This window comes from Coleofasciculus sp. FACHB-1120 (assembly GCF_014698845.1).
GTDB lineage: Bacteria > Cyanobacteriota > Cyanobacteriia > Cyanobacteriales > FACHB-T130 > FACHB-T130.
This window is the reverse complement of record NZ_JACJTV010000007.1, coordinates 20,754-45,841: the sequence shown is the minus strand read 5'-3', so window position 1 is coordinate 45,841 and position 25,088 is coordinate 20,754. Positions and strand designations below refer to the sequence as shown.

General features: G+C 46.1%; 26 protein-coding genes. 7 read left to right on the top strand and 19 right to left on the bottom strand.

All coding sequences use genetic code 11. The features are described 5' to 3' along the window. Positions 1-7 precede the first annotated feature (7 nt). Positions 8-694 carry a metallophosphoesterase gene (locus tag H6H02_RS09295; protein WP_190816867.1) on the top strand — a complete coding sequence of 229 codons (687 nt, stop codon included), beginning with the start codon at positions 8-10 and terminating at the stop codon, positions 692-694. Between the two features lie 71 nt (positions 695-765). On the opposite strand, the gene H6H02_RS09290 is transcribed toward H6H02_RS09295, so the two are convergent. Further along, positions 766-1,956 (bottom strand): glycosyltransferase family 4 protein, encoded by a 1,191-nt coding sequence (locus H6H02_RS09290; protein ID WP_190816865.1) that lies wholly within the window; start codon positions 1,954-1,956, stop codon positions 766-768. Between the two features lie 588 nt (positions 1,957-2,544). After that, positions 2,545-4,242 (bottom strand): DUF2079 domain-containing protein, encoded by a 1,698-nt coding sequence (locus tag H6H02_RS09285; RefSeq protein ID WP_190816863.1) that lies wholly within the window; start codon positions 4,240-4,242, stop codon positions 2,545-2,547. A gap of 114 nt (positions 4,243-4,356) precedes the next feature. Here H6H02_RS09285 and H6H02_RS09280 point away from each other — a divergent pair, with 114 nt between their 5' ends. Beyond that, positions 4,357-5,556 (top strand): histidine kinase, encoded by a 1,200-nt coding sequence (locus H6H02_RS09280; protein ID WP_190816861.1) that lies wholly within the window; start codon positions 4,357-4,359, stop codon positions 5,554-5,556. 7 nt (positions 5,557-5,563) lie between these two features. Here H6H02_RS09280 and H6H02_RS09275 read toward each other — a convergent pair whose 3' ends face one another. From H6H02_RS09275 to H6H02_RS09245, 7 genes are all read right to left on the bottom strand, one after another. After that, positions 5,564-6,604, bottom strand: coding sequence for an ABC transporter permease (locus H6H02_RS09275; RefSeq protein WP_190816859.1), 1,041 nt, complete (start codon positions 6,602-6,604; stop codon positions 5,564-5,566). Between the two features lie 8 nt (positions 6,605-6,612). After that, positions 6,613-7,296, bottom strand: coding sequence for a DUF1877 family protein (locus tag H6H02_RS09270; RefSeq protein WP_190816857.1), 684 nt, complete (start codon positions 7,294-7,296; stop codon positions 6,613-6,615). A 163-nt stretch (positions 7,297-7,459) separates the two neighbouring features. After that, a complete protein-coding gene (locus H6H02_RS09265; protein WP_190816855.1) occupies positions 7,460-8,059 on the bottom strand; it encodes a DUF1877 family protein in 600 nt (199 codons plus the stop codon). A gap of 98 nt (positions 8,060-8,157) precedes the next feature. After that, positions 8,158-8,616 (bottom strand): type II toxin-antitoxin system VapC family toxin, encoded by a 459-nt coding sequence (locus tag H6H02_RS09260; protein ID WP_190816853.1) that lies wholly within the window; start codon positions 8,614-8,616, stop codon positions 8,158-8,160. After that, positions 8,613-8,882, bottom strand: coding sequence for a hypothetical protein (locus H6H02_RS09255; RefSeq protein ID WP_190816851.1), 270 nt, complete (start codon positions 8,880-8,882; stop codon positions 8,613-8,615). The genes H6H02_RS09260 and H6H02_RS09255 overlap by 4 nt, the downstream gene beginning before the upstream one ends. 54 nt (positions 8,883-8,936) lie before the next feature. Beyond that, the gene (locus tag H6H02_RS09250; protein ID WP_190816849.1) at positions 8,937-10,445 is read right to left on the bottom strand and encodes an ABC transporter ATP-binding protein; all 1,509 of its coding nucleotides are present in this window, start codon (positions 10,443-10,445) and stop codon (positions 8,937-8,939) included. An 89-nt stretch (positions 10,446-10,534) separates the two neighbouring features. After that, the gene (locus H6H02_RS09245) at positions 10,535-11,599 is read right to left on the bottom strand and encodes a BMP family protein (protein ID WP_190816847.1); all 1,065 of its coding nucleotides are present in this window, start codon (positions 11,597-11,599) and stop codon (positions 10,535-10,537) included. Between the two features lie 186 nt (positions 11,600-11,785). Here H6H02_RS09245 and H6H02_RS09240 point away from each other — a divergent pair, with 186 nt between their 5' ends. Together H6H02_RS09240 and H6H02_RS09235 are read left to right on the top strand one after the other, a co-directional pair. After that, positions 11,786-12,208: a DoxX family protein gene (locus H6H02_RS09240; RefSeq protein ID WP_190817075.1), complete on the top strand. Its 423-nt coding sequence runs from the start codon at positions 11,786-11,788 to the stop codon at positions 12,206-12,208. A gap of 181 nt (positions 12,209-12,389) precedes the next feature. Further along, positions 12,390-12,884, top strand: coding sequence for an ureidoglycolate lyase (locus H6H02_RS09235; protein WP_190816845.1), 495 nt, complete (start codon positions 12,390-12,392; stop codon positions 12,882-12,884). A 105-nt stretch (positions 12,885-12,989) separates the two neighbouring features. On the opposite strand, the gene H6H02_RS09230 is transcribed toward H6H02_RS09235, so the two are convergent. Then, complete coding sequence (locus H6H02_RS09230) at positions 12,990-13,349, bottom strand: hypothetical protein (RefSeq protein WP_190816843.1); 360 nt, start codon at positions 13,347-13,349, stop codon at positions 12,990-12,992. Between the two features lie 467 nt (positions 13,350-13,816). Between H6H02_RS09230 and H6H02_RS09225 the strand changes: the two genes are divergently transcribed. After that, positions 13,817-14,224 carry a helix-turn-helix domain-containing protein gene (locus tag H6H02_RS09225; protein WP_190816841.1) on the top strand — a complete coding sequence of 136 codons (408 nt, stop codon included), beginning with the start codon at positions 13,817-13,819 and terminating at the stop codon, positions 14,222-14,224. Between the two features lie 58 nt (positions 14,225-14,282). Here H6H02_RS09225 and H6H02_RS09220 read toward each other — a convergent pair whose 3' ends face one another. Next, a complete protein-coding gene (locus H6H02_RS09220; RefSeq protein WP_190816838.1) occupies positions 14,283-14,984 on the bottom strand; it encodes a methyltransferase in 702 nt (233 codons plus the stop codon). A 121-nt stretch (positions 14,985-15,105) separates the two neighbouring features. Beyond that, positions 15,106-15,327: a hypothetical protein gene (locus H6H02_RS09215; protein WP_190436149.1), complete on the bottom strand. Its 222-nt coding sequence runs from the start codon at positions 15,325-15,327 to the stop codon at positions 15,106-15,108. Positions 15,328-15,774: 447 nt separating this feature from the next. On the opposite strand from H6H02_RS09215, the gene H6H02_RS09210 reads away from it, so the two are divergent. Further along, a complete protein-coding gene (locus H6H02_RS09210) occupies positions 15,775-16,518 on the top strand; it encodes a TVP38/TMEM64 family protein (RefSeq protein ID WP_190816836.1) in 744 nt (247 codons plus the stop codon). Next, positions 16,518-18,050: a mercuric reductase gene (locus H6H02_RS09205; protein ID WP_190816834.1), complete on the top strand. Its 1,533-nt coding sequence runs from the start codon at positions 16,518-16,520 to the stop codon at positions 18,048-18,050. Before H6H02_RS09210 ends, H6H02_RS09205 begins: the two co-directional genes overlap by 1 nt. 46 nt (positions 18,051-18,096) lie before the next feature. On the opposite strand, the gene H6H02_RS09200 is transcribed toward H6H02_RS09205, so the two are convergent. The 7 genes from H6H02_RS09200 to H6H02_RS09165 all read right to left on the bottom strand — a co-directional run bounded on the left by H6H02_RS09200 (position 18,097) and on the right by H6H02_RS09165 (position 24,981). Continuing rightward, the gene (locus tag H6H02_RS09200; protein ID WP_190816832.1) at positions 18,097-19,473 is read right to left on the bottom strand and encodes a leucine-rich repeat domain-containing protein; all 1,377 of its coding nucleotides are present in this window, start codon (positions 19,471-19,473) and stop codon (positions 18,097-18,099) included. Between the two features lie 161 nt (positions 19,474-19,634). Next, complete coding sequence (locus H6H02_RS09195; RefSeq protein WP_190816830.1) at positions 19,635-20,558, bottom strand: LysR family transcriptional regulator; 924 nt, start codon at positions 20,556-20,558, stop codon at positions 19,635-19,637. 299 nt (positions 20,559-20,857) lie between these two features. Continuing rightward, on the bottom strand, positions 20,858-21,544 hold the full coding sequence (locus H6H02_RS09185; protein WP_190817073.1) for a BMC domain-containing protein: 687 nt from the start codon (positions 21,542-21,544) through the stop codon (positions 20,858-20,860). A gap of 186 nt (positions 21,545-21,730) precedes the next feature. Next, the gene (locus H6H02_RS09180; protein WP_190816826.1) at positions 21,731-22,417 is read right to left on the bottom strand and encodes a hypothetical protein; all 687 of its coding nucleotides are present in this window, start codon (positions 22,415-22,417) and stop codon (positions 21,731-21,733) included. Between the two features lie 139 nt (positions 22,418-22,556). Next, positions 22,557-24,212 carry a ribulose bisphosphate carboxylase small subunit gene (locus H6H02_RS09175; protein ID WP_190816824.1) on the bottom strand — a complete coding sequence of 552 codons (1,656 nt, stop codon included), beginning with the start codon at positions 24,210-24,212 and terminating at the stop codon, positions 22,557-22,559. Positions 24,213-24,243: 31 nt separating this feature from the next. Beyond that, positions 24,244-24,546 (bottom strand): EutN/CcmL family microcompartment protein, encoded by a 303-nt coding sequence (locus H6H02_RS09170; protein WP_190816822.1) that lies wholly within the window; start codon positions 24,544-24,546, stop codon positions 24,244-24,246. A gap of 93 nt (positions 24,547-24,639) precedes the next feature. Next, the gene (locus tag H6H02_RS09165) at positions 24,640-24,981 is read right to left on the bottom strand and encodes a BMC domain-containing protein (protein ID WP_190412142.1); all 342 of its coding nucleotides are present in this window, start codon (positions 24,979-24,981) and stop codon (positions 24,640-24,642) included. Positions 24,982-25,088 lie beyond the last annotated feature (107 nt).

Here is a 25,088-nt window from a genome sequence, read left to right as displayed (position 1 = left end):
TTGCATAGTGCGAATTCTTGCCATTGGCGACATTCACGGCTGTTCGATAGCGTTTGATACGCTGCTTGCCGCCGTGAAGTTGCAGCCAGAGGATCAATTAGTCACTCTGGGCGACTATGTAGATCGCGGGCCAGATTCCAAAGGGATAATTAACCGGCTGATTGCACTGCATGACACCGGACAACTGGTGGCTTTACTCGGCAATCACGAAGTGATGATGCTGAAAGCTCATACTAGCAGCAAAGAAATGCACAGATGGGTGTACTGCGGGGGAGGTGACAAGACCTTAGATTCATACTCGCCAGATAGCAATGAGTATGACCTGTCAAATATCCCCCATATCCATTGGGATTTTGTAAAAAATGCGTGCGTGAAATGGCACGAAATAGACACTCACTTTTTTGTACACGCCAACGCCTATCCTGACCTGCCTCTATCTGAACAACCTGAGTTTATGTTGTTCTGGGAACGGTTTAACAACCCTGCGCCCCACTTTTCCGGTAAAACGATGATTTGTGGACATACCAGTCAAAGAAGTGGCGTGCCGGTCAATCTCGGTCACGCTATCTGTATCGATACCTGGGTTTATGGTGAAGGTTGGCTGACTTGCCTAGATGTGACAAGCGGTAGAGTCTGGCAGGCAAATCAAGCGGGTCAGCTGCGGATGGCTGGAATTGATGAATTTTCGCGATAGTCCTGATGCAGAGTCTCCAATTTCTGGTTTCAGATTCAGCTTGGGAACGCAGAATATCCTTTAACCTTTGATTAAGGCCAGTGAATATGCGATCGCTCTTGCACGACTCTTTGATAAACTGCTTCAGTTTGTTTGGCTATCTTCGACCAGCTGAACCGACGCTCTAAATCTTCATAAGCGTTGTCAACAAGCCACTGGGCGTAACCCGGATTTTTTAGCACTTCTAAGATGCCCCAGGCAAGAGAATCCCAGTTGTTCGTCTGGGTAACAACCCCAGTCTTCGTGTGTTGCACGACTTCTGGTAAGCCCCCTGTGTCTGATACTACAACGGGCACGCGGGCGGCAAAGCTTTCTAAGGCAACAATGCCAAAAGGTTCGTAGAGGCTGGGAAATACAGCGCAGTCGGCAACCGTTTGGAATTTATCTAGGTCGGCATCCGACATAAAGCCCGTGAAATAGCAGTCGTCCCAAATGCCTAAATTCCAAGCTTGCTGCTTCAGGGGGTCAGTATTGCCGCCGCCAATAATCACAAATTTGACATTGCCCCCCATTTCCCAAAGGACTTTCGGGGCAGCATTCAACAACACGGAAACGCCTTTTTCGTAGGACATTCGACCCACATAGTAGACAATTTTCTCCCGATCATCGGCAAACTGGCGACGGAAGTTCAACGCATCAAACTCGTGCCAACGCGGTTTCTTTTCCGGTCGGATGCCATTGTAAATCACATCCATTTTGTCCCAAGGAGTTTCTAGCGCTCGTTCTCCTTCTTGGCGCATATAGTTGGTACAAACAATAATCCGCCAAGAGTTATAGGCGAGAAGTTTTTCTTTGCCGCTAATGTAGCGGTGGTCGTCGTTGTAGATGCCGTTGTAACGACCAAATTCGGTGGCGTGAATCGTCGTAATCAGCGGCACTTTAAAATTGTGCTTGAGAGCGATCGCGGCATCTCCCACCAGCCAATCGTGGGCATGGATCAAATCAAATGGGCCATCTTCCATCATCAGCTTACCGCCGTGAATCCCCATGCTCTGGTTCAAATTCACGACCCAGTGAAAGAAGTCATAACCGTAACCGACTGGCACCCGATGCACGTGGACACCATCTACCACCTCGTACAGCGGCGCGTGACCAAATTCCACTGTCAGCAAGTGGACTTCATGCCCCAGTTTTATCAGTTCTGGATATAACTCCCCTACATGGCGGGCAATTCCCCCGACAATGCGCGGCGGAAATTCCCAAGTCAAGACTAAAATCTTCATTTCCCCAATCTCCCCATATCAGTTACAAATCGCTACAAATCGGCATAGTTCTAAAAATTATAGTCGCCTCCTTGGGACAAGAAGGGTCTTATCGATTTAAATAATCTTTTAACTCTGAGCAGAGATAGACACTCAATCTATTTCTATTGTTGCTTTTATTTGAGGGCTAAACAGTTAATCGAGTCAAAAGTAAGAAAAAAATAAATTTTGAAATGTGAAGCCTTAAGTTTATGGCTTTTCTGGCTCTATCCCTCAATCGTCTTCATCCTACCGCTAGCTCTTAATGCGCTGACGAATAAACATTTCAATACCGAAGTTTGCCCCCAATAAACTTTAAAAGACACTTCAATTGCTTATCCGGTTTTTCCACAATAACCCTTAAATTAATTAATCCCCCTACTACTGATGCGCTTGACCATCAGTTTCATTGTGGAAAAGAATGTGAAAAAGACGGCATTATGTGCAATCTATATTGCCATTTGGGAACATCGCTGACTTCCGTGGGAATGCGGATGTTGCTGGGATGATATGGAATGACTCGGTGCGTGCGATCGCTTAGTCTGTCGCTAGATGCGACAAAAGACGAATTTAAGTTGGGGAAATCTGTTGGCGAAATGCCTGCCACCTTGCGATCGCTTGCTCATTCGAGGCAACTCCTTTTTGCATCAAAATAACGCCATCTTTGAAGTCAATGATGCCATACTCCCCACTACCGGACAGCCGATCGATCGTGGGAACACTCTGTTGCAATAATCCGCGTTCTTCATTGAACGCAACTTGATACTGCTGCGCTTGCCACAAATCAGCAATAATGTAATCCACATTCACCACTTCACCAGCATCATTGCGGAGTTGCAAAGAAGGAAAGCGGATGATTTCGCGGCGACCCGAAAGATGGGGAACGAGATGGGTCGTAGTCGCTACACTGGCGTCAGGCGGAATCTGAGCCAATAAAGGGCGAACTTGGCTAACGTGTTCCCACTGCCGTGTTGCGGGGACATAAACCAAAGGCTGAATAGAATCTGGGATCAGGAAGTAAAAAGTTCGATTGGGGTTAGAAGTGAGCGTAAAAAATATTGAAAGGCAGAGACAGACGATCCAAAAACGCCGAAACGACGGCGAAACCGATTTGGGATAATTATCTGCAACCTCAGCCTCACCCCTCTCTGATGTCTGAGCTTTTCGCCCCCATTTAAAATCTCTTATCCAGATTCTAAAGTCGCTTTGCCCTGCCCACCAGAGAATCGCCCCGTAAAATAACCCCGGCACGATTGTCATCGCATAGCGAATATTAATGGCGAGAACCGACTGTCCCTTCCCTAATAAAAGTTTCAACAGAGGAAATCCCGCAACCATCCAAGAAGCCGGAGAAATCGCTGGCACAAAAGCCAGGGGCAACCATTGACCTAGTAAATACTTAATCGTGCCAAAGAAGGGTGAAAACAGCTCGACGATGAGCCGCCAAGGGTTGCTCACCATTCCCCAGATAATTTCCAGGGTAGAAGCTTCTTCGCCATCCGCATACTGCCCAAACCGCTCCATCATAAACCGCTGAGAAATATCCTCGGAAAACAGCGGCATGATCAGATTGGTGAGGACAATCATGTAAGCAAAGCTCAGGGTACAGACGGCAAGACCTGCTCTGGGATAGCGTTTGCTCAGGATCATGTAAAACCCGATACTAAACAGACTCACACCCGAATCTTCCCGAACCGCCAGAATCAAAACCGCCAGCACCCAAAATAGCCACCACCAGCGCTTTTCCATTGCCAGGAGCAATCCAAAGGTAAAGAGGGGAATTTGGCAAATATCGTGGAAATTAGCTAAGGTAGGGCCAAGAACGGCATTAGCGCCGTAAAAGCTGATGGTAATTAGGGCAGAAATCCCCGGTTCCAGATGCTGTCGAGCGAGAACGTATAGAACCAAACCGGCAGCGGTTACGAGCGTAACTTGCAAAACAGTGAGAGTTGCGGGTGACGGAAACAGGGCATACAAGGGTAGCCACAGCAAAAGGGCTGGGGTGAAGTGTTGCCCTAAGCGGTGATAAAAAACTTCTGGGACTTCGCCATTGTGGACGACGTTGGTAGAAAGCTGCGAAGAAAGGGAACTCTGAAAGAAGCGACCGTGAATGCCGTTCCAGAAGACTTGATTAAAAATGCCTTGATCGTAGGAGGAATAAAAGGTGAAGTGCCGATGTAGGGTGAAAATGAGCACCAATAAAAAAAATGCGATCGCTGTACCGATCACCATCCGTAACGCTGGCTGCTTGTGTAATTTCAACAACATCACTCACAATCGTTTATAAATGTTAAATAGATATTAAATTGAAAGCGGATCTTCACATCTCGTCCACTCTCAGTCAATACCCCTAAGAATTAAAGTGTCATCGGTTGGTTCCCAGTGCTGAAACCAGATTACATAAAGGCAGCTCTTGAAAAACCTACCCATTCTGAAGCGTCGCTACAGTTACTGCTGTTTGTCGATGAGCGTCCGGGTTCGCGTAAACAGATCCAGCAAATCCAAACGTATCTGGAGAGCTTAAAGACTGAGGTTCCTTTTGAACTTCAGATGGTCGAGGTGGGGGAGCAGCCGTATTTAGCCGAACACTTTAAACTGGTGGCAACCCCAGCCTTGATCAAGATTCATCCAGAACCCCGACAGACGCTCGCTGGGAGTAATTTGATCGCTCAACTAAAGAATTGTTGGCCTCGCTGGCAACTGTGTGCTGAAGAATACCAGGAGACTTTAGCACGGGAACGGGAGACAGATTTACCGACCACTGCGACAGAAAATTTAGCGATTCGGTCTGTTGCTCATTCCGCAGAACTGATTCAACTGTCTGACGAAATTTTTCGCCTCAAGAAAGAAAAAGAAGAACTGCTGGAGCAGCTACAGTTCAAAGACCGGGTACTCGCCATGTTAGCTCACGACCTGCGGAGTCCCCTAACAGCCGCCTCTCTGGCAATGGAAACCTTGGAATTAAGCTTAAATACAAACAATAGCAACAGACACGCCAAGCTAACACCAGCACTGACCGAGCAGTTAAGCAAGCAGGCTCGTAGCCAGATCCGCGCGATGGATCGGATGATCGCAGATATTCTGCAAGCCGCCAGGGGTACGAGTGCCCAATTGCATATTCAACCGCATAAGTTAGACTTGGGGGCACTTTGTCATGAGGTCATTAATTCACTGAAAGCTCGGTGTCAGGGGAAATCTCAATCTTTGGAAACCGATATTCCCCAGGATTTGCCCTATGTCTATGCGGATGAAGAACGGGTGCGCCAAGTGATAGTCAACCTTCTGGATAACGCGATTAAGTACACGCCGGAAGGTGGCAGGATTCAAGTTGCAATGCTGCACCGCACGACTCAGAAAATTCAGGTGAGCGTTGGCGACACGGGTTTTGGTATCCCTGCGGAGAATCAAGAGCGTATCTTTGAAGATCGCTATCGCCTAGAGCGAGACAAAGCAAGAGATGGGTATGGGATTGGTCTTGGCTTATGCCAGCGGATTATTCGGGCGCATTATGGGCAGATTTGGGTAGACTCAAATCTCGATAAGGGCAGTATTTTTCACTTCACGCTGCCGGTTTACAGATAATTAAAAATTAAGTCTTGAGCTTCATTTGACGTTCAACTGCAAAACTAATCGCAATAAATAAAACGGTTAAACCCTGAATGGCGTAAACGACGGTAACGGGAACGTTTGCGCTGCGTTGCATGACGTTTGCGCCGCTGCGGAGGATACCGAAGAATAGGGAAGTGAGGACGATACTGGCAAGATTACCGCGACTCAGGAGTGCGATCGCGATCGCGTCAAATCCATAGCCGGGTGAAAAACGGTCGAATAGCCGATATTTCAGCCCCATGACTTCACCCGCACCTGCTAATCCTGCTAATCCTCCAGCAAATGCCATCACAGCGATGATAGTGCGTTCTACCGACATCCCGGCGTAACGGGCGGCTATGGGATTTTGTCCGACGGCTTCGATTTGGTATCCTAAAGGCGATCGCGTCAGCAATACCCACAATAATCCTGTAGCGAGTAATCCGATAAAAATCCCCGCATGAGCTTGAGTTTGGGGCAAAATAATCGGTAATCGGGCGGATTCTGCGATTAAAGGAGAATAGGCACTCGGCGCACCTGGTGCCTTCAAAGGATTATTCACCAGATATCCGACAAAGTTCAGCGCCACATAATTGAGTAGCAGCGTGGTAATCACCTCATTTACACCGCGCACCGCTTTCAGATAACCGGGAATTAATCCCCAAATTGACCCTAAAAGAAATCCCCCCAGCAGCGCCAGCGGTACGTGAATTAATGGGGGTAATCCTTGTAGATACAACCCCACCAAGGCGCTACCGAGTCCCCCCAGGTAAATCTGCCCTTCTGCGCCAATATTAAATAAACCCGCCTTCAACGGCACCAGCACCCCCAAACTCGCTAACAGCAACGGTGCGGTTTTTGCAATGGTATTGGCAAAGCCGTAGTAGTCTGCGAGAGATTCTTTAAATAGAATGCTGTAGGCGGTGATGGGATTCGCCTTTGCCAGCAAGATAAGAATAGCGCCGACGATGAGGGCGGATGCGATCGCTACTAGGGGCGATAAAATTGGCAGCAGTACAGGTTGAATCCGATTAGTTTGCATAAAATCATCTAACTTAAGTAGAGAAACATTGCATTTCCCTTCTCAGCAGCATCTTGGTAATATCTCACAAGCGGATAGTACTTATAATCGAATAAATGATCGAAATAATCTTCTTGCCATCCTCTAAATTTCAACCTTTCCTTAATCATTGCATGGGAATATTTTGATAACGCCTCTGCTACTTGCTTAACTTCATCAGCCGTCAAATATCTTACCAACCCGTATGTTGCCTCGTGTTCTATTTCGTTTCCACTTAAAACAGCATTGATTGAAGGCAGACCATCCTCCTCATTCTCTCCTACTAAAAAGTTGAGACGAACCGAGTAATCATATCCTGTGAGTAAAAAGTGTATTTCACGCCATGTTTTATCAGCGTCAAAATATTCAGCTTTCCCTTCTTCAATAATCACAGGTATATCTGCTTTAAGCTTCTCAAATTCCTCTGGCTTTTCCTCCTTTAATTTCTGCAACGTCTCTACCGCTAATTTCTGCAACGTCTTTGCCGCAAAATTTGAGTACTCGTCAAACAACTCAACATCGTCAGGATCATCTGAATTAATTGTAAACTTTTGCCACAAAGGTGAGTCAGGCAGGTATTTTGCATCAAAAAACAATTGTGCAAAGTCAGGATATTTTTTTAGCTTTTCCAGCAGGTATGGAGATACTTGTTTGAACTTTGCTTCTATGCCCATAGTTGGCTATTCCTTAGAAACGCAATTTAGTAATTTTGTACTATATTAACTGATTGCGATCGCTACCAGCGGCGATAAAATTGGCAATATAACGGATTGAATCCCATTAATTTTCGTCATTGCGGGTTATTGTTTAATTTTTACCTACTACCTATTAACACCATCAACCAATAGATATTAACATTGCATTTTCTTTTTCGGCAGCATCTTTGTAATAATCTATCAATTCGTTAAACAAATCAGTATATTCAAGCCAATCTTCATATTCTCTTTCCCGAAAATTTACTTTAGCTTTTTGACATATTTTTCTTAGTCTTTCCCTATCATTTTCTTGTGCAACTCTCGATAATTCTTCTGCTACCTCCTTGACTTCATCAACAGTAAAGTATCTTATATACCTTTCATATTTCAGGTAATTCACACTTGTGACAGCATTAACTCGAAGTAAATCATTTTCATCCTTGCTATAACTATTTGGGAAAATTAAATCTTCTTCTCCACAAGTAGCTGTAAGATAAAATTGGATTAGTTGCCAATTCTCCCCAAGATATAACCATCTATTTTTACCCTCAGCCAAAAGGCGAGGAACATCGGCTTTAAATTCGTCAAAGTCCTGGTGGTAAAAAACAGACTTAAATTCTTGCCAATCATTGGGATCAGATATGGTTATTGCCTCAAAAAATACATCATATGCATAAGGATTTTCTTTTAGCTTCTCCAACACTTTAGAAGATACTTGAGAAAGAACTATCGCTGTTGACACAACTTTCAACTAAGATATTAATGAATTGACATTAGTACGCCACTGCAATGCAACTTAAAGATACTCATAAGTTGATTGAGGCTTTGCTTTTTTAAAAGCTACAGTGAGGGCAAAGGTGGAATTGTAAAATCATGAAACGAGCGAACATCATAAGACGTAGCAGCTACAGCCCTCACCAACTTCTCATCGAGAGTCAGTAGCGTAGCACTAACTTGTTGAGAAAGGGCAACATAACTCGCATCATAAGCAGAAATTCCACAAGCAAAGGCAATATTAACAGCCTCCTCCATCAAATCAGCAGTGGAGACAACCTGCAACGGAAAAGCTTTAAGATCGGCTAAATTTCTCTGAGCCAGAGCAGCATCGTAACGTCCTGCGCGGACATACTTCCAGATAATGTTAGCCGATTCGATATAAAACAAATCAGGCACATAGAATTCCGTCTGAGGATAGGCAAGGTGAGCAAACAGTCCTACTACTTTGCGGGATAGTGGATCTGGAATAAATTGCTTGATATTCACACTTGCATCCACAACGCACCGGAGAGGAGTTGTCATCTGTCGCGGTCTTCTCTAAGTAAGGTGGTACTATCAGGTAGTCCAAGATCGGTAGGCAACAACTCTCGACGGCGATTGATGTCAGCCAAGAGTTCTTTTACAGACTTTTTGGGTGCGTTGTCTTGGGGTGGCTTTGTCTCGGTTGGCAAGGCGCTTTCTAACAGAGTAATGACTTGTGCATCAATTGAGCGATTATGAGATGCAGCGAGTTGTTGTAGCTTTTCATACAAATCATCGGGTACGTTTTGCAGGTGAAGGGTAGCCATAAATTGACCTCCAAATAGTTTTTTCTCAATCGTACATAACAGCGATCGCGATCGCTACCCTTCAACACTCGCCGAGATGCCACCAGTCATTAAATAACCAATTTGTTCCACCGTGGCAGTGGCAGCATCCAAGATATCAACGAATTGTCCTTCATACATGACGGCAATGCGATCGCTCATTGCCATAATCTCTTCTAATTCTGTCGAAATATATAAAATTGCCGCACCTCGTTCTCGTTCAGCTAATAAGCGTTGCTGCACATATTCTGTCGCACCCACATCTAAACCGCGTGTCGGTTGCATCGCCACAATCAAGGCTGGATTGCCAGAAAGTTCTCGTGCTAACACCACTTTTTGTTGATTACCGCCGGATAATTGGCTAACTTTAATCGAGGGATTTTCGGCGCGAATATCAAAGTTTTGCATTGCCTCAGCCGCATGATGATTCATTACCTCATCCTGGAGTAACCAGCGGCGGCAAAATGGCAGAAAGTTAAAAACTTTGAGAATCAGGTTTCTAGCAATGCTAAATCCCATCACCAAACCCATTTTCTGCCTATCCTCTGGAATATAAGCTGTAATTCTTCCTGTCCTCCCCCTTTTGAAGGGGGAGTTAGAGGGGGATCTCCGGATGGTTCCCGCAGTTACAGGACGTAAAGAGGCGATCGCATCTGCCAACTCTCGCTGTCCATTGCCATCAACACCCGCAACTCCTAGTATTTCGCCTGCGTGGAGTTCAAAAGATACATCTTTTACAACCAGCAAATTCCGCTCATCCTGCACCTGTAACTTCTGCACTTCTAACACTACTTCACCAGAGTAACGAGCAGATTTATTCAGTTGAAATAAGACTTCTCTACCTACCATCAATCGGGCTAATTCTTGAGTGTTAGTATCTGCGGTTGTAGTGGTCGTAACTACCGCACCCCGCCGCAACACCGTGACACTATCGCAAAGATTCATCACCTCTTCTAGCTTATGACTGATAAAAATAATTGTGTGTCCATCATCAGCCAGTTGGCGTAAAATAGCAGCTAATATTTTTACTTCTGGCGGCGTTAATACCGCTGTTGGTTCGTCAAGTATCAGCAACTTTGCCTTGCGGTAAAGTGCCTTGAGAATTTCTACCCGTTGCTGAACTCCTACAGGTAAATCTCCCACTTTTGCTAATGGATTTACTTCTAAACCATAAGATTGAGCGAGTTGCGCGATCGCCTGCGCTTTCTCTTTTATATCTAGCCGCCAATCGAAGCTAGTTCCAAGAATAATATTTTCGGTTACTGACAGTTGCGGCACCAACATAAAATGCTGGTGAATCATACCAATCCCCTGCGCGATCGCATCACTTGCTGAAGCAATTTGCACTAGATTATCTTGCAAGTAGATTTGACCGGAATCTGGCTGATAAAGTCCGCAAAGGATATTCATCAAAGTAGTTTTACCAGCTCCGTTTTCGCCCAGCAGAGCATGAATAGATCCGCAACTAACGCTCAAATTTATGTTGTTATTAGCGATAAAGGTGCCAAAGCGTTTGGTAATACCTTCAAGACGTAAATAAGTCATTTTTAATATTTTTTGCTAATTGGCTTAGCCAATATACCGCCGGGGAATTGATTCCCCGACGGGTGATAAGCGAAGAGATATCAACTGAATTAAGCTTGCTTCACACACCGAGTATCCTTTCCCCCCTCTTTACACGCCTCAAATGTAACTTTCTTAGCTAATATTGCCTGCTTCGTATTAAGTGCTTTTTCCTCTACATTTTTTGGCACCATTGCCCCAAATTTACCAAGATAGAGAATCTCAGGATTTTCCAAACCAATTGTATAAATCTCACCTTTTAGATGGCCTTTCACAGCAAGATCGGCTAAGTATGCGATCGCTAAGTCAATTCGCTTCACCGCACTGGTTAATACTGCCTTTGGCGCAACATCCAGTTGATCTGTGGTATTGCCGAAAGCAAAAACTCCCTTCTCAGCGGCGGTTTGCAGCACCGCAGGAGAAGCATTATCCAGCCACTGATAAATCACATCAACGCCTGAAGAAATCAACGCTTGCGTCGCTTCCTTCGCCTTAGCCGCATCATTCCAATCGCCCGTATAACTGGCAGCGATTTTAATATCTGGTTTAACAGACTTCGCGCCTAACTCTAATCCCCGCAATTCTTCATCAGTTGCTTGAAAAGATTGAGCCGCTAGATAAGCCATTTTATTTGATTTTGTCATCAAGGCACCTATGATGCCGCACAGATAACTGGTTTGCAAATGATCGATTCGCAAAGACGCCATGTTATCGCCTTTCACCGTACCATTGACACCGACAAAAAACGTCTTCGGAAATTGCGCTGCTACCTGCTCAATCGCCGCATCAAATTGTCCCCCGTGGGCATACACTAAGTTGTAGCCACGACGCGCAAAATCTGACAAAGCTTCTGCCTGATCCGCTTGTTCCACCTTCTCAACGTGAGCAATTTCAACTCCTAGCTGTTCTTTAGCAGTTGTCACGCCTTCATAGCCAGCCTGGTTCCAAGCTTTATCTGTGATAATCCCTGGCAAAACGATGGCAACTTTTAAATCCTTACCCGTTTTAGCAGAAGTATCCCCGCTAGCTGCTGTTTCTGTTGGGGTAGGACTGCCATTGCAAGCCTTCAGCAACAGACTGGTACCCAAGGTAGCTGAACCGTACAGGAGAAATTTGCGCCGACTATATTCCATCATGCGATCGCCCTCAGATAGATAGTCTTAATTTTGCGCGATTCCGGGATGCGATCGCTATGCTAACGCCAGTCTATTTTTCCAACTGTTGGCTGAAAACAAAGTAACATCAAACTGAATAAACTGAAGAAGCGACAAAATTTGTCAGCAGATTCTAATCGTTAGTCTGTATAGGGTGAGATGGAATACATCAAAAAGAACAAAGAACTGTTGCGAGTGATTCTGTGTGTGTGTATCATCGGCGTCGGCATAGCGCACTTTGCCATCCCAGCACCATTTGTTAAACTCGTGCCGTCGCAACTTCCTTACCCTCTGGAACTGGTTTATATCAGCGGCTTTTTTGAAATCCTGGGTGGGATTGGATTATTAGTTCCTCCCGTAAGTCATGCGGCTGCTTGGGGACTGCTTGCTCTTTTTATCTTTGTTTTCCCTGCCAATATCAACATGGCAGTGAATCACATCGACCTCAATCCTATCCCAAGCTCACCTTGGTTCCAAGCCGTCAGACTTCCCTTCCAAGCAGTCTTAATCGCTTGGGCTTGGTGGTATACAAGACCAAGCGATGGGGAAAAACAAGCTTCAATTATTCCATACAAAACCAAAACTGAATAAGCAAAATACCTGGCGATTGAAATCGCGGCTACACAAACAAAGCCTGCCGACCCAGGCTGAATTGAGTCCGCGTAGGCGGACTTAGTTTGTATAGCCCCAGACTTCCAGTTTGTGGGTAATTTGGTTAGTTTTTTCGGATTAAAATAGCCGATAAAATGATAAAAATACAAGCAAATTTGATATGAATCCATCACAAACAGTGCAACAATTACCGGCAGAATTGATAACACCAGAAAATTTTCGGCGTTATGGTCAAGTAATCTCTGCAAGTGTTGACGGCAAACTTTATGATTCTGAAGAAGCGCAGTTAAACCTGCAAAATGGAATTCCCCGGTTTTACATTATGCGGCTGCACCACAAAGGTCGCAAGTTTCACCAAATTACGCGCCATGTCCAATGCACTCAATGTCTAGGTTCGCTGGAAGGGAAAGACTGGTTAATCGCGGTTGCGCCCCCAAATAATAATACTGACGAACCGGCATTAGAAGACATTACAGCTTTCCGCATTCCAGGGAATTGCTTTATCAAGTTAGAAGTCGGAACTTGGCACGCTGGGCCATATTTTGAGCATGAATTTGTAGATTTCTACAATCTTGAACTCAGCGATACCAATGTAGTTGATCATTTCACCCATAACTTTCAGGGAAGTCATCAGCTAGAGTTTGAGATTGTCTAGGCAAACCAGCGACTACCCAGACAATTAACCTGGATAGTCGTTTGCCTCAATCCCCGATAGTTAATACCATTCGGAGTAGATGGATGAGATGAATGGAGGATAATTTTATGCAGCTAGATCGGGCTTCCATCGATTTCGGATAGCCTCAACCAGTAGCCCTTCGGGGTTCCGCACTAGCATTCCTCGCTGACGATATGCCTTCAGCACTGCGATCGCATCCCAAACCACTTCAACACTGGAACTTATAATTAAATCCTCTAGCCAAGGATTAAGTTCTATTCCGACAGCTTCCACCGCCTGCAGGATTTGGTCAGCGTTAGCATTTGCAGGAGATTGTTTGCTTTCCGGAGGATTTTGAGCAATCTCAGCAAATTTCATCAGATAATCCAGCCGTTCTACGCCATACATATCAGCAAATTCTTTCGCTACACGCAGCGTTTCCAGAGTTTCACGATTTGAGGTCATAATGGTCATGTAATGAATTACTGCTTCCCGGTTCCCCTCTATGGTTGGAGTCGGGAGTTTTTCTTTGCCCAAAATAGCATTGGCTCCATGACTGCAACCCTAGAGGCGAATCCGTTCGTATTTTCACTGTATCCCTTACCAAATAAAGTGTCCAGCAGCTCTAATATGTTGTATGATGCGTACTTAGCTATGTGTCTAGATGCGTATTGATTATGTTGTATGATGCGTACTTAGCTATGTGTCTAGATGCGTATTGATTATGTTGTATGATGCGTACTATTAATGTTGTCAGATGCGTACAAAGGAGACTACTTGTAAGTAAAGACCTTTTAAGGAATTCCCGGATAAAGGAATCCCTGTGCAAGGCTGCTGAGTGCTAAAGGATCTGGATCAAGTCAAAAAAAAGGATACAAAACTTTACAAAAACAGCCAATCATATCAGCGTACTGGTGAGTTATCAGATAGCTATGTCACAAAAGCCCCGTCGCCAGAAGCATCCTAAGCCTCCCAAGAATTGGCAACCTCCCCCAGATGACAAAGGAACAATTCTTGTTCGTAGAGAGCTGGATGAATATGGCTTGAATATCTATGAGTTTCGGGTACTAGCTCACGTAGCACGTAGGGAGTCCAAGGCAGAAGGTTGTTATGCCAGTCAAGCAAAGATGGCAGAAGTTTGTGGGATAAGCCAGCGCACAGTTTTGCAAGCCCTGAAAACTCTTTGTCAGGCAGGAATTCTGCGGAAGGAAAAAAACGAAAAGGGTCGTACTAATATCTACAGATTGAACGAAGGCAGCAAATGGAAACACCCAAGCGAACTGGAGAAGATTCGCAAAGCAGAAGAATCGCAAGAGGACGAATTGTTGAATCTTATATAAAAACAGAGAAGGCACTGAGAATAATAGCTACAGGTAAAGGTTGCCCGCAACCAGTGTGTTATTCCCCGCGTTTTGCAACCCAACCACCGACGAGTAAGGCACTATAGAAGCGTTCCACCATCCCAAAACCAGCCTCTTCAAGCAGCGCAACGATCCGCTCTTCCGGCACTAAGTGGATATTTTTGGGAATATTTTCGAGTCTCTGCTGTACCTGTTCTGGAGGAATACCTTTTTTGAGAACGTAATTCTTTAGGATTTCAAACTTTCGTTCAACTTGACCCGAATTCGACTCTCCGTATGAATCCACCAGCACAAAAGTAGCACCTGGCTTGAGCCGTTGAGCGATACTGCGAAGCATTGCTAGCTTGGTTCCGTCATCTGGAAAAAAATGCATGACTAGAATCAACGTGGCGGCGTCATACAAAATATCTTCAGGTAAGTCAGACACAATGCCTTGATGCAGGCTGACGCGCTCTTGAAGTCCGGCTTTCTGGATGCGATCGCTAGCAATACTCATCATCTCCGGAGACGGATCTACTCCTAGCAGCCGCCATGAGGAATTTGCCTTACCCAGAATCTCAAGTTCTTTACCTGAACCCGAACCAGCAATTAACAGTGAGGACTCTTCCGGGAGGCGCACTTGAAACATCGTCTGTAACAAATCGTGTATCAGCTCATATCCAGGCACCCAGAAAGGAATGTCTTTATCATAATTCCCGGCGCGTTCTCCCTCGAAAATAAATACTTGCTGATTTGTCATGTCTGCAAATTTATAAAGAACTGATAATTGCTAATTTCGGGTCATTGGTAGCTGTTAGTAGGAAGTAAATGGTAGATGCACCTTCCCCATTCCCAATTTTACTCCCATTACCTATTAGCATTTAGCCCCCAACTTCTCCAATCAATTTTTTTAGATAAGCGGCTGCTTCTTTGGGTGGTAACATGACTACCTCATTTTTGCGAAGGATTTCGTACTGGTTACTTCGATAACCGTGACCCAAAATCAGCCCTAAACTAACTGCTCTATTGCCAAGTTCGTTTAACTCGTTGAAGCTCATTGCTTCAACTTCCATGTTCAGTTGTTTAATGATTTCCTCATCCATGTCTTTAGGTCTCCGGTTAACATCTTAGAATTTTACGTACAGTTAATTCCAATTCAAGGTGCTGATACTACACATCTGTTCTCCGTTTATCCTCTTGGGGAGTTAGGAGGAGCTTCATTTAGCACATCAAAAATGGAAATGGTATAACTAAATCGCCGACGCAAGCGATCGCATCTGGGTGAGGCTAGTATTTTACAGTCCCCTTACTCACCCACCCCTCTTAGCTTTCACCCATTCTAGCTTTTGTTTAGTTCCACTTTTTCGCATCTTTCCGAAGAAATACTTTTTGCGTGACATCTTAAGATTCTTTTTAGAAAAATCTAACGCTTTTTTCAATAGAATCGTTATCAATTCTCAGCTAAAAATCATTTATTACCCAATTTTTACTGTAAAAATGAGCTTAGTCTTTAAGTATCAGCTTCCATATCTGTGTTAATAAGGTAGGTTATGGAGAATGAATCAGTACAAAGCCCCTCCAGTTCAAAGATAAAACGGATTTTTGGTTTTTTTCTAGTTGCTGCTCTAATCGCTGCCCTCATCTTTGCAGCTAAATATTTTAATGTCCAGGAACAGTTGAAGAGCGCTTTGGCGTGGATTGACAGTCTGAGATTTTGGGCACCCGTGACTTTTATTGCCATCTACATCCTAGCCACCGTACTCTTCATTCCCGGCTCTATCCTCACCTTGGGAGCAGGTGTGGTTTTTGGCGTAATTTTAGGTTCAATTTACGTCTTCATCGGAGCCACTTTAGGAGCCGCTGCTGCATTCCTCGTGGGACGTTATTTGGCTCGTGGGTGGGTTTCCAAGCAAATAGAAAACAATCCTAAATTTAAAGCTATTGACCAAGCCGTTGCCAAGGAAGGATTCAAAGTTGTTCTTTTAACTCGGCTTTCACCTATCTTTCCCTTCAACCTTTTAAACTACTCTTTTGGAATCACCCAAGTTTCCCTGAAAGATTATTTTTTAGCCTCTATCGGCATGATTCCAGGAACGATTATGTATGTTTATATCGGTTCTTTAGCTGGTAGTATTGCCACAATTGGAGCAGCGCAGCCCAAGAATCCCGAAACTGAAATAGCCCAATGGGTAGTTCGCATCGTTGGATTTGTTGCCACTGTTGCTGTGACGATTTATATTACGCGCATCGCTCGAAAAGCATTAGAAGAAAGCGTTAATCAGGAGGAATTATAATGCCACAGCTAGGAGTTGAACGGGTTACTGTGTCACCAATGGATGTCTATAACCAAACTTTGGTGGCTCACGTACATCCGCCCGATTGGGTTAATCCCGAACCTGCACCTCGTTACAATTTGGTTGTAATTGGAGCGGGTACTGCGGGACTGGTGACAGCCGCAGGTGCAGCCGGTTTAGGCGCTAAAGTCGCGTTAATTGAAAAGCATTTGATGGGTGGAGATTGCCTCAATGTGGGTTGCGTTCCCTCAAAATGCATGATTCGCTCTTCTCGTGTTGTTGCAGATATTCGGGATGCAGAGCGATTTGGTGTTCGCGTTCCTGAAGGTACAGAAGTTGATTTTTCTGCCGTAATGGAGCGGCTACGGCGAATTCGTGCCGGGATTAGTCATCACGATTCTGCTGAAAGATTTCAAAAATTGGGTATCGATGTATTTTTGGGAGATGCTCGGTTTTCTAGTTCTGACACTATCGAAGTGGCGGGAAAGAAATTACGTTTTAAAAAAGCAGTTATCGCTACAGGTGCGCGTGCAGCTAGCCTTCCGATTGAAGGATTACAAGAGGCAGGTTATCTCACCTACGAAACCGTATTTTCCCTCACAGAACGACCAAAACGACTAGCAGTAATTGGCGGTGGCCCTATCGGCTGCGAACTGGCTCAGGCGTTCCAGCGGCTTGGTTCAGAAGTAGTGCTGTTACATAAAAATGCCCATATTCTTGACAAAGAGGATACTGATGCAGCCGAAATTGTGCAACAGGCGTTTATTCAGGAGGGGATTAAGTTAATATTGCAGTCCAAAATTAAGCGAGTTGAAACAAGCAGCGCTGGAAAAGTTATTTATTACGAAGCGAATGGAAAAGAAGCTTCAGTAACAGTTGATGAAATCCTAGCTGGAGTTGGGAGAGCGCCTAATGTTGAAGGCTTAAATCTTGAGACGGTAGGCGTACAATATGACACCAAAAAAGGGGTCATTGTCAATGACAAGCTTCAGACAACAAACCCTCGCATTTATGCTGCTGGTGATATCTGTATGGAATGGAGATTCACCCATGCTGCTGATGCTGCTGCCCGGATTGTGATTCAGAATAGTTTGTTTTTTGGGCGCAAAAAACTTAGTACGCTGACAATGCCTTGGTGTACCTACACTGCTCCAGAAATTGCCCATGTGGGGATGTACGAGAAAGAGGCGTTGGAAAAAGGAATTGAGGTGGATACTTACTTCATTCCATTGAGTGAGGTGGATCGAGCAGTTGCAGACGGCGAAGAAGAAGGATTCACCAAAATTCACGTCAAGAAAGGCACCGATAAAATTTTAGGTGCAACCATTGTGGCGAGACACGCAGGTGACATGATTAGCGAAGTCACCTTAGCGATGGTAGGAAATGTTGGCTTGAAAACGCTTGCTACGGTTATTCACCCCTATCCCACGCAAGCCGAAGCGATTCGCAAGACAGCAGATGCTTATAACCGCACTCGTTTGACGCCGTTTGTGAAGAAGTTATTTTCTAATTGGTTGGCTTGGACAAGATAGCTGTTAATTTCACGCTCAAGTGCAAATTTCTGATGTAGGAGTCGATTTAGGTTTCGACGGCAAATGCTTCTGGGTCAACGTCCCAGTTTACCCAGCGAATCGCCTCTCTGGCTGACGTGAGGGTGGGTGGAACGCGCAGGACGTGAAGATGGTTTGTGCTGGGACAGGTCATTTTCAGCAGATGGATGGGTTCGACATCAATATCTGCATTAATTTTGAGCAGGGTGTATTCGCGCCAGGTATCGAGCGCTTGCGCCGCCAACTCCTGACAAATGCGATCGCAGCCAATCTGCTGAATTAACACTCGCCGGACTTCCGCATTAGTTTCTGTCAGCAGCCAATCGGCTTGCCACTGGTTAAGGTGCGTCCAGTAGCGGCGAGGAAGCTCAACCTCAAAACAATAAACCGTCAATTCTGGATTGGGATGGTTGGCTAACAGCGATAAATCTTGAATGGAATTGCCACTCAGAAAGAGTTCTGTCAAAGAATACAGTTGCCCAATTTCTGCTGGCAGGGATGCAAGCTGGTTGAAGCTCAGATTGAGTTTTGTCAAAGAATGCAGTTGCCCAATTTCTGGTGGCAGGGATGCAAGCTGGTTGAAGCTCAGATTGAGATATGTCAAGGAATACAGTTGCCCAATGTCTGGTGGCAGGGATGCGAACTGGTTGCCACTCAAATTTAGATATGTCAAGGAATGCAGTTGCCCAATCTCTGGAGGCAGGGAGGCGAACTGGTTGCCACTCAAATCTAGATATGTCAAGGAATGCAGTTGCCCAATCTCTGGTGGCAAGGATGCAAGCTGGTTGTAGCTCAGATAGAGATATTGCAAAGAATGCAGTTGCACAATGTCTGCTGGTAGGGATGCGAGTTGGTTGCCTTCCAGATAGAGATATGTCAAGGAATGCAGTTGCCCAATTTCTGCTAGCAGGGATGTGAGCTGGTTGCCGCTCAGATAGAGATATGTCAAGGAATGCAGTTGCCCAATTTCTGCTGGCAGGGATGCCAGTTGGTTGTAGCTCAAATTGAGATATGTCAAGGAATGCAGTTGCCCAATTTCTGCTGGCAAGGATGCAAGCTGGTTGCCACTCAGGTCGAGTTTTCTCAAGGAGGAATGCAGTTGCCCAATTTCTGCTGGCAAGGATGCAAGCTGGTTGCCACTCAGATTGAGATATGTCAAGGAATGCAGTTGCCCAATCTCTGCTGGCAGGGATGCAAGCTGGTTGCCTTCCAGATAGAGATATGTCAAGGAATGCAATTGCCCAATTTCTGCTGGCAAGGATGGCAGTTGGTTGTACTTCAAATTGAGATTTCTCAAGGAGTGCAACTGCCCAATTTCTGCTGGTAGGGATGCGAGCTGTTTGCCTCCCAGAGAGAGTTTTGTTTCATCTACGGAATTTAGAATTAGCTGTCGAACTTCTTCCATCTGCGACATCGTTCCATCCTTTGCCTAAGCGGCGTTGGGTAGGCTCAATTGGGTCGCCTACCACTGAAGCTGGGCGAATACTTCAGCATTTCCTGTATCTATACACCTATCCCCGGCTCAATTCCAGCTAAGTCTTTACGGCAAATGCTTCCCAGAAAAATCTAATTGCTACTTGCCGGTGGCTCACCCGCAATTCGCTTCGCTTCTTCCAAGAGATAATCAAAAAATGTGCGAGCAACAACGGAGAGTTGTTTGCCAGCCGGATAAGCAATATACCAATGACGGCTGATGGGAAAACCCTCCACATCAAGGATAGTGAGTTCGCTGCTGACACCATCCAGCCCTAGGGTGTGGCGAGATAAGACAGAGATCCCTAAGCCACCTGCGATCGCTTGCTTGATTGCTTCATTACTCCCCAACTCCAACCTGACTTTCACCGCAACCTCATGCCGCTCGAATAAATTTTGCACCGATGAGCGCGTCCCCGATCCCGCCTCGCGCATAATAAACGGCTCACCCGCCAGACTAGAGAGGGGGATATTTTTTTGCTGAGCCAGTGGATGATTGATAGGTGCCAAAACCACCAACGGGTTTTCTAGAAATGGGTGGCAGCGGATATCCAGATGATCTGGTATTTGGCTCAGAATATACAAATCGTCTAGATTCTCGCTCATGCGGCTCAGAATCCGCTCGTGATTCGTCACCTGGAGGGCGATATCAATTCCCGGATAACGCTGGCAAAATGGCCCTAATAAACGCGGGATAAAATACTTTGTGGTTGTAATCACACTCAGCCGCAAATTTCCCTGTTTCAGCCCTTTCATTTCAGCCAGAGTCATCTCAAATTGGGCTAATCGCTCGAAGACTTCCCGGCACGTTACCATCAGTTCGCGTCCGGCATCTGTAAGATAAAGACGCTTGCCCACCTGCTCAAACAGGGGTGTTCCAACAGCTTTAGTGAGTTGCTTCACCTGTATAGAGACAGTCGGTTGGGTGAGGAACAGCTCTTCTGCCGCACGGGTAAAGCTCCCGTGGCGAGCAACTACCTCAAAAACCTTCAACTGGTGCAGCGTTGCCTGCTTCAAACGCTCTTCTCCTGCCAGTTATAGATAAAACTCTATTGTATCCATCACAAATAATACCTTTTATCCATAAAGATTCAAGGTTATGATTAAATCACTGAACAAAGTAACAGTCTTCCTTCCTAAAGGCGTTGTACATTTATTTGATGCTTGGTTAGGGATAGTTATCATTCATTTTCATCCTGTCGTTTTACAGGCTGATATCCCCCAGACATCAAAGGTCATAAATGTGCAACGCTTTTCTTTTGACAGCAATGCTTAGCCTCTGTACTCAGTCCTACATTCACAATCTAAGATTTAAATTATTCTGTAATCTCAATCGGTAGCTTAGCTAAATCTGGCAATTCTACCAACTGTTTTTCCGGTTCCTTGATTGAGACTGGCAACTTCAGGGGTTCGGGTTTCTCCTCTATCCAACAAGCAGCAGCCGGTAGGCATTGCTCCAGATCGTCCAAGGGTCGCGGAATCACCATTAAAGAACTAAATTCCCCAATCCTCTCGGCTTCTTGCATACCCGCTTCGACAGCCACGGCAACATCTGCCACGGAACCCCGAATAATCGCGGTACATAATCCACCGCCAATCGTTTCATAGGAAGACAGATACACTTCTGCGGCTTTGAGCATGGCGTCACAAGCTCCAACCATCGCCGGAAATCCCCGCGTTTCCAACAGACCAACCGCTTGATTGCTGAGACGGCTGTAACCGTTGTTATCGGTAAGCATGGAGAGGTGTTTGCCTAGCGGAAAAATGACTTCCAAATTTGGCAGGGGGCGAGGAATCACCGACGAGGAAATATACTGACCAAACTGTTCAGCAGTCTGGGCACCCGCTTCGACGGCTAAACGGACATCGGCAATGCCACCTCGGACAATCGCGGTACAGTAACCACCACCAATTTTCTCAAACCCGATGAGCGTTACCCCAGCGGACTTTAGCATCATATCGGCACAGCCGACGATGGCGGGGAAACTGCGAGTCGAAACCATGCCCAGAGCAGTATCTTTAAAGTTTTTGGATTGACTTTGATTTTGCCTCTCAAATCGAGCCAGTCCTGTCTGTTGTGCCTCCACCGATGACCTCCGAGAGAAACTACTCTTGCGCCTACTTTTAGTATGCCCACAGTCACAGATTAGTTGATAATTGCTAGTCCTGATAACTGCCAAAAGTCAAAACTATGAACTTTGAGTGTCTTTGGGGAGGGTATTGGCAGATTTATAGTGAGGAAACAAAGTTGTCAGCAGCCGATTGAGGTTAGCTTGTCCATAGACTGGAGTACCAGCAGATGGAGATTGCGGCGTTAGCTCGTTCGGGGTGTCTTCGCTGTTTGATGTGGAGAGAGTAGAAGCGATCGCTTGCCCATTTTGAGTTTCCTCGCCAGTGGATGCTGTGGGCGAGTCCTCTTGGTTCGCTTGCGGATCGGAAACAGCCTCGCTGGAAGCGGCAGTCGGGGTGGCGGCAGTCGGAGTGGCGGCAGTCGGGGTGGCGGCAGATGGGGTGTCGGCAACTTGACGAGTGTTATCTCCTAACAGAGAACCCGGTGGCACGATTTGCCAAGACTCCACACTACTGTTAAAAATCGTTGTTGTGGCACCAATGCAGGCATTCGCACCGATCTTGCCTTTGCCGACGACGAGGACGCCAGCTCCCAAGATTGCCCCTGTTTCTACTTCTATAGTGCCTTCGTGGGCATGAAGAATGGTTCCCATGCCGATACAGACACCCGCAGCAATAATAATTTTACTGTCTGGAGCTGCTTGCAGGATCGCTCCGGGAGCGATCGCAGCACCCTCATCAATGCTTACATCCCCTTTCACATAAACTTGAGAGTTGCTAAGTGGCGGCAGTAGCGGCAAGTGCATGGGGCTAGAAAGTAAGGAGTGGCGAAATAAATTTTGGCTGAAGGAACAAGAATTGAATTTTTCTTTTTATCCTTCATCCCTGCGAAAGGATGAAGAATGAAATTTTTCATTCTTCATCCTTACATTCTTCATCCTTGCTCTAGCGGCTACCGCTCTTAGCTGGCTGTTGAATCAGCAACGGTTTGTTGACGCGACGCTTGGCTTTGGGGTCAATTCCAAAGAAGCGCACGTACTCTCCGGCATGGCTAGCCATGCAAGCTTCCAAGGCTGCGATCGCTTCTGCTTCCCGATTTGTTTCAATCGGAGAGCAAGTGTGCCAAGAACTGGTGCGGAAGCGGCGCTCATCGGCGTGTTCCGTGCCAATCTTGTAGCCTTGAGCCAATATATTTCGTACCTCCTCAACCGCTTCTGAATTTAACAGAGAACTGTTTTCAATTTGCGGGGCGCTGGTGGAACGATTCGCTGGGGCAGTGTTAGCACTCTTAGGAGCCGGTGCGCCGTCGGGACGTTGGATAATTTGCTCTAGCACCCGCCGTTTGGCTTTGGAGTCGATGCCAATTAAGCGCACGTATTCCCCTGGGTGTTCGGCAACGATCGCTTCTAACGCTGCGATCGCCTCAGATGCTGACCGAGCTTCGATTGCTTTCCCACTCGTCCAGGAACTAGTGCGGAAGCGGCGTTCGTTCGCATATTCGGTACTAATCTTGTACCCTTGATTCAGCAGGCTTTGTACTTGTTGTGCCAAGTCCCCACCCTGGAAGCTAGCTGTGTTAGCCGCTGGTTGGGTGTTACCGTTATTAGATTTAGTGTTAGCAGTTTTAGTTGCTTTGGCTTGTGTGGGTGCCTGCCCGTCGGGACGTTGGATAATTTGCTCTAGCACCCGCCGTTTGGCTTTGGAGTCGATGCCAATTAAGCGCACGTATTCCCCTGGGTGTTCGGCAACGATCGCTTCTAACGCTGCGATCGCGTCCGACGCTGACCGAGCTTCGATTGCTTTTCCGCTCGTCCAGGAACTGGTGCGGAAGCGGCGTTCGTTCGCATATTCGGTACTAATCTTGTACCCTTGATTCAGCAGGCTTTGCACTTGTTGTGCCAAGTCACCGCTAAAAGAAGCACTCGTCGAAGCTGGTGTAGCCGGACGGCGATCGCGCCCACCTTGGTTGGGTTGATGCAACTCATCCCGAATGGGTGTAATACACGCATTATCTCCAGCACACAAATAGCCAGCTCTTAGCGCCTCATTAATCCCAACGACATGACGGCTAAATTCGGTATCTTGTGTTTGCACATCCGATAAGCGGTCAGCTTGCTGCTGATTGGTAATCACCGCTCCCGAAGGTACATACTTTCCTGGAGGAATCTCTACATCCTGAATCAAGGCGTGCATCATCACAATACAGCCTTTGCCCACCCTGGCGTTAAATACCGTAGAGCGGAAGCCAATAAAGCAATTATCCCCAATATAAGCGGGGCCGTGAATCAAAGACAGATGGGTTAAGGAAGCATTCTTCCCGACCCATACCGAGTATTCCTGATTGTCATCTCCAACGACTCGACCTTTTTCCAAACCGTGAACCACGACACCATCTTGGATATTCGTGCCTTCACCGATGTAGAATGGCGCTCCTTCATCAGCTCGGATCGAAGTTCCCGGTGCAACTAATACTTGAGGGCCAATCCGTACATCTCCAATAATGTTGGAAAAAGAATGTACGTAAGCGCTTGCATCAATTCTCGGTTCCGCCAAACTTTTTGACCAAGGGGTCGGGGGAGCCGCAAAGCTGCGGGCTGCCATATCTCTAAACCTCACTAACTGAACAAAGTAACTAACGATATTGTTCTTTCTTGCTGTACAGGAGGCGATTATTGACACTGACTGTGTCAATAATCGCCACCACCATCGCATCGAGAGGACGCTTTTCGCTACCATCTACAATCCGGGCAGCACTCCCACGGCTTACCAGAACCCACTCATCTATACCAGCACCGACCTGATCGCCAGCTACCTCATATTGGGGTAGAAGCTGCCCCTCTTCATCGATGAATTGCAACAGCAGCAGCTTAACGCCCCGAAGGCTAGGTTCTTTGTGGGTACTAACAACCGTGCCACGAACTTTGGCAATTTGCATTTTCGGTAATTTGGGAAAAAGGGAAAAAGGTAATTGGTAAAAAGGTCTTTTCCCATTACCGATGACCCATTACCCCTTACCCATGACCTAATTTTACGGCCTGTTGAAAGGACGAATGCCACTGACACTTTCGCGGAATTGTTCAACAGCTTCTGTGTAACGAATGGGCAGAACGTACTCCAGGTTCTCGTGGGGACGCGCAATAATGTGAGTAGACAATACTTGACCGCCATTCACTCGCTTCACGGAATCAACGCCCGCTGATACCGAAGCCTGTACTTCCGAGACATCTCCCCGCACGATCACGGTAACGCGACCGCTGCCGATTTTTTCATAACCCACTAGCGTGACGCGGGCAGCTTTTACCATCGCATCAGCAGCTTCCACAACGGCAGGAAAGCCTAGTGTCTCAATCATTCCAACTGCAATTGCCATCAGTTCTTCCTTCGCTAAATTTAAGTGTTTTGACGTGAAAAGTTTGGACTTTTAAGGGGTTCGAGCTAAGACACGACCGAATCGGAGGCGAACAACACCGCCACCGG

Excerpts from the sequence above, each read along its gene's own strand:
- H6H02_RS09275 (WP_190816859.1), bottom strand. The coding sequence starts at position 6,604 with ATGCAAACTAATCGGATTCAACCTGTACTGCTGCCAATTTTATCGCCC.
- H6H02_RS09290 (WP_190816865.1), bottom strand. The coding sequence starts at position 1,956 with ATGAAGATTTTAGTCTTGACTTGGGAATTTCCGCCGCGCATTGTCGGG.
- H6H02_RS09165 (WP_190412142.1), bottom strand. The coding sequence starts at position 24,981 with ATGGCAATTGCAGTTGGAATGATTGAGACACTAGGCTTTCCTGCCGTT.
- H6H02_RS09220 (WP_190816838.1), bottom strand. The coding sequence starts at position 14,984 with ATGACAAATCAGCAAGTATTTATTTTCGAGGGAGAACGCGCCGGGAAT.
- H6H02_RS09205 (WP_190816834.1), top strand. The coding sequence starts at position 16,518 with ATGCCACAGCTAGGAGTTGAACGGGTTACTGTGTCACCAATGGATGTC.
- H6H02_RS09230 (WP_190816843.1), bottom strand. The coding sequence starts at position 13,349 with ATGACCTCAAATCGTGAAACTCTGGAAACGCTGCGTGTAGCGAAAGAA.
- H6H02_RS09270 (WP_190816857.1), bottom strand. The coding sequence starts at position 7,296 with ATGGGCATAGAAGCAAAGTTCAAACAAGTATCTCCATACCTGCTGGAA.
- H6H02_RS09200 (WP_190816832.1), bottom strand. The coding sequence starts at position 19,473 with ATGGAAGAAGTTCGACAGCTAATTCTAAATTCCGTAGATGAAACAAAA.
- H6H02_RS09245 (WP_190816847.1), bottom strand. The coding sequence starts at position 11,599 with ATGATGGAATATAGTCGGCGCAAATTTCTCCTGTACGGTTCAGCTACC.
- H6H02_RS09260 (WP_190816853.1), bottom strand. The coding sequence starts at position 8,616 with ATGACAACTCCTCTCCGGTGCGTTGTGGATGCAAGTGTGAATATCAAG.
- H6H02_RS09210 (WP_190816836.1), top strand. The coding sequence starts at position 15,775 with ATGGAGAATGAATCAGTACAAAGCCCCTCCAGTTCAAAGATAAAACGG.
- H6H02_RS09250 (WP_190816849.1), bottom strand. The coding sequence starts at position 10,445 with ATGACTTATTTACGTCTTGAAGGTATTACCAAACGCTTTGGCACCTTT.
- H6H02_RS09185 (WP_190817073.1), bottom strand. The coding sequence starts at position 21,544 with ATGGTTTCGACTCGCAGTTTCCCCGCCATCGTCGGCTGTGCCGATATG.
- H6H02_RS09255 (WP_190816851.1), bottom strand. The coding sequence starts at position 8,882 with ATGGCTACCCTTCACCTGCAAAACGTACCCGATGATTTGTATGAAAAG.
- H6H02_RS09170 (WP_190816822.1), bottom strand. The coding sequence starts at position 24,546 with ATGCAAATTGCCAAAGTTCGTGGCACGGTTGTTAGTACCCACAAAGAA.
- H6H02_RS09285 (WP_190816863.1), bottom strand. The coding sequence starts at position 4,242 with ATGTTGTTGAAATTACACAAGCAGCCAGCGTTACGGATGGTGATCGGT.
- H6H02_RS09235 (WP_190816845.1), top strand. The coding sequence starts at position 12,390 with ATGAATCCATCACAAACAGTGCAACAATTACCGGCAGAATTGATAACA.
- H6H02_RS09180 (WP_190816826.1), bottom strand. The coding sequence starts at position 22,417 with ATGCACTTGCCGCTACTGCCGCCACTTAGCAACTCTCAAGTTTATGTG.
- H6H02_RS09225 (WP_190816841.1), top strand. The coding sequence starts at position 13,817 with ATGTCACAAAAGCCCCGTCGCCAGAAGCATCCTAAGCCTCCCAAGAAT.
- H6H02_RS09175 (WP_190816824.1), bottom strand. The coding sequence starts at position 24,212 with ATGGCAGCCCGCAGCTTTGCGGCTCCCCCGACCCCTTGGTCAAAAAGT.
- H6H02_RS09215 (WP_190436149.1), bottom strand. The coding sequence starts at position 15,327 with ATGGATGAGGAAATCATTAAACAACTGAACATGGAAGTTGAAGCAATG.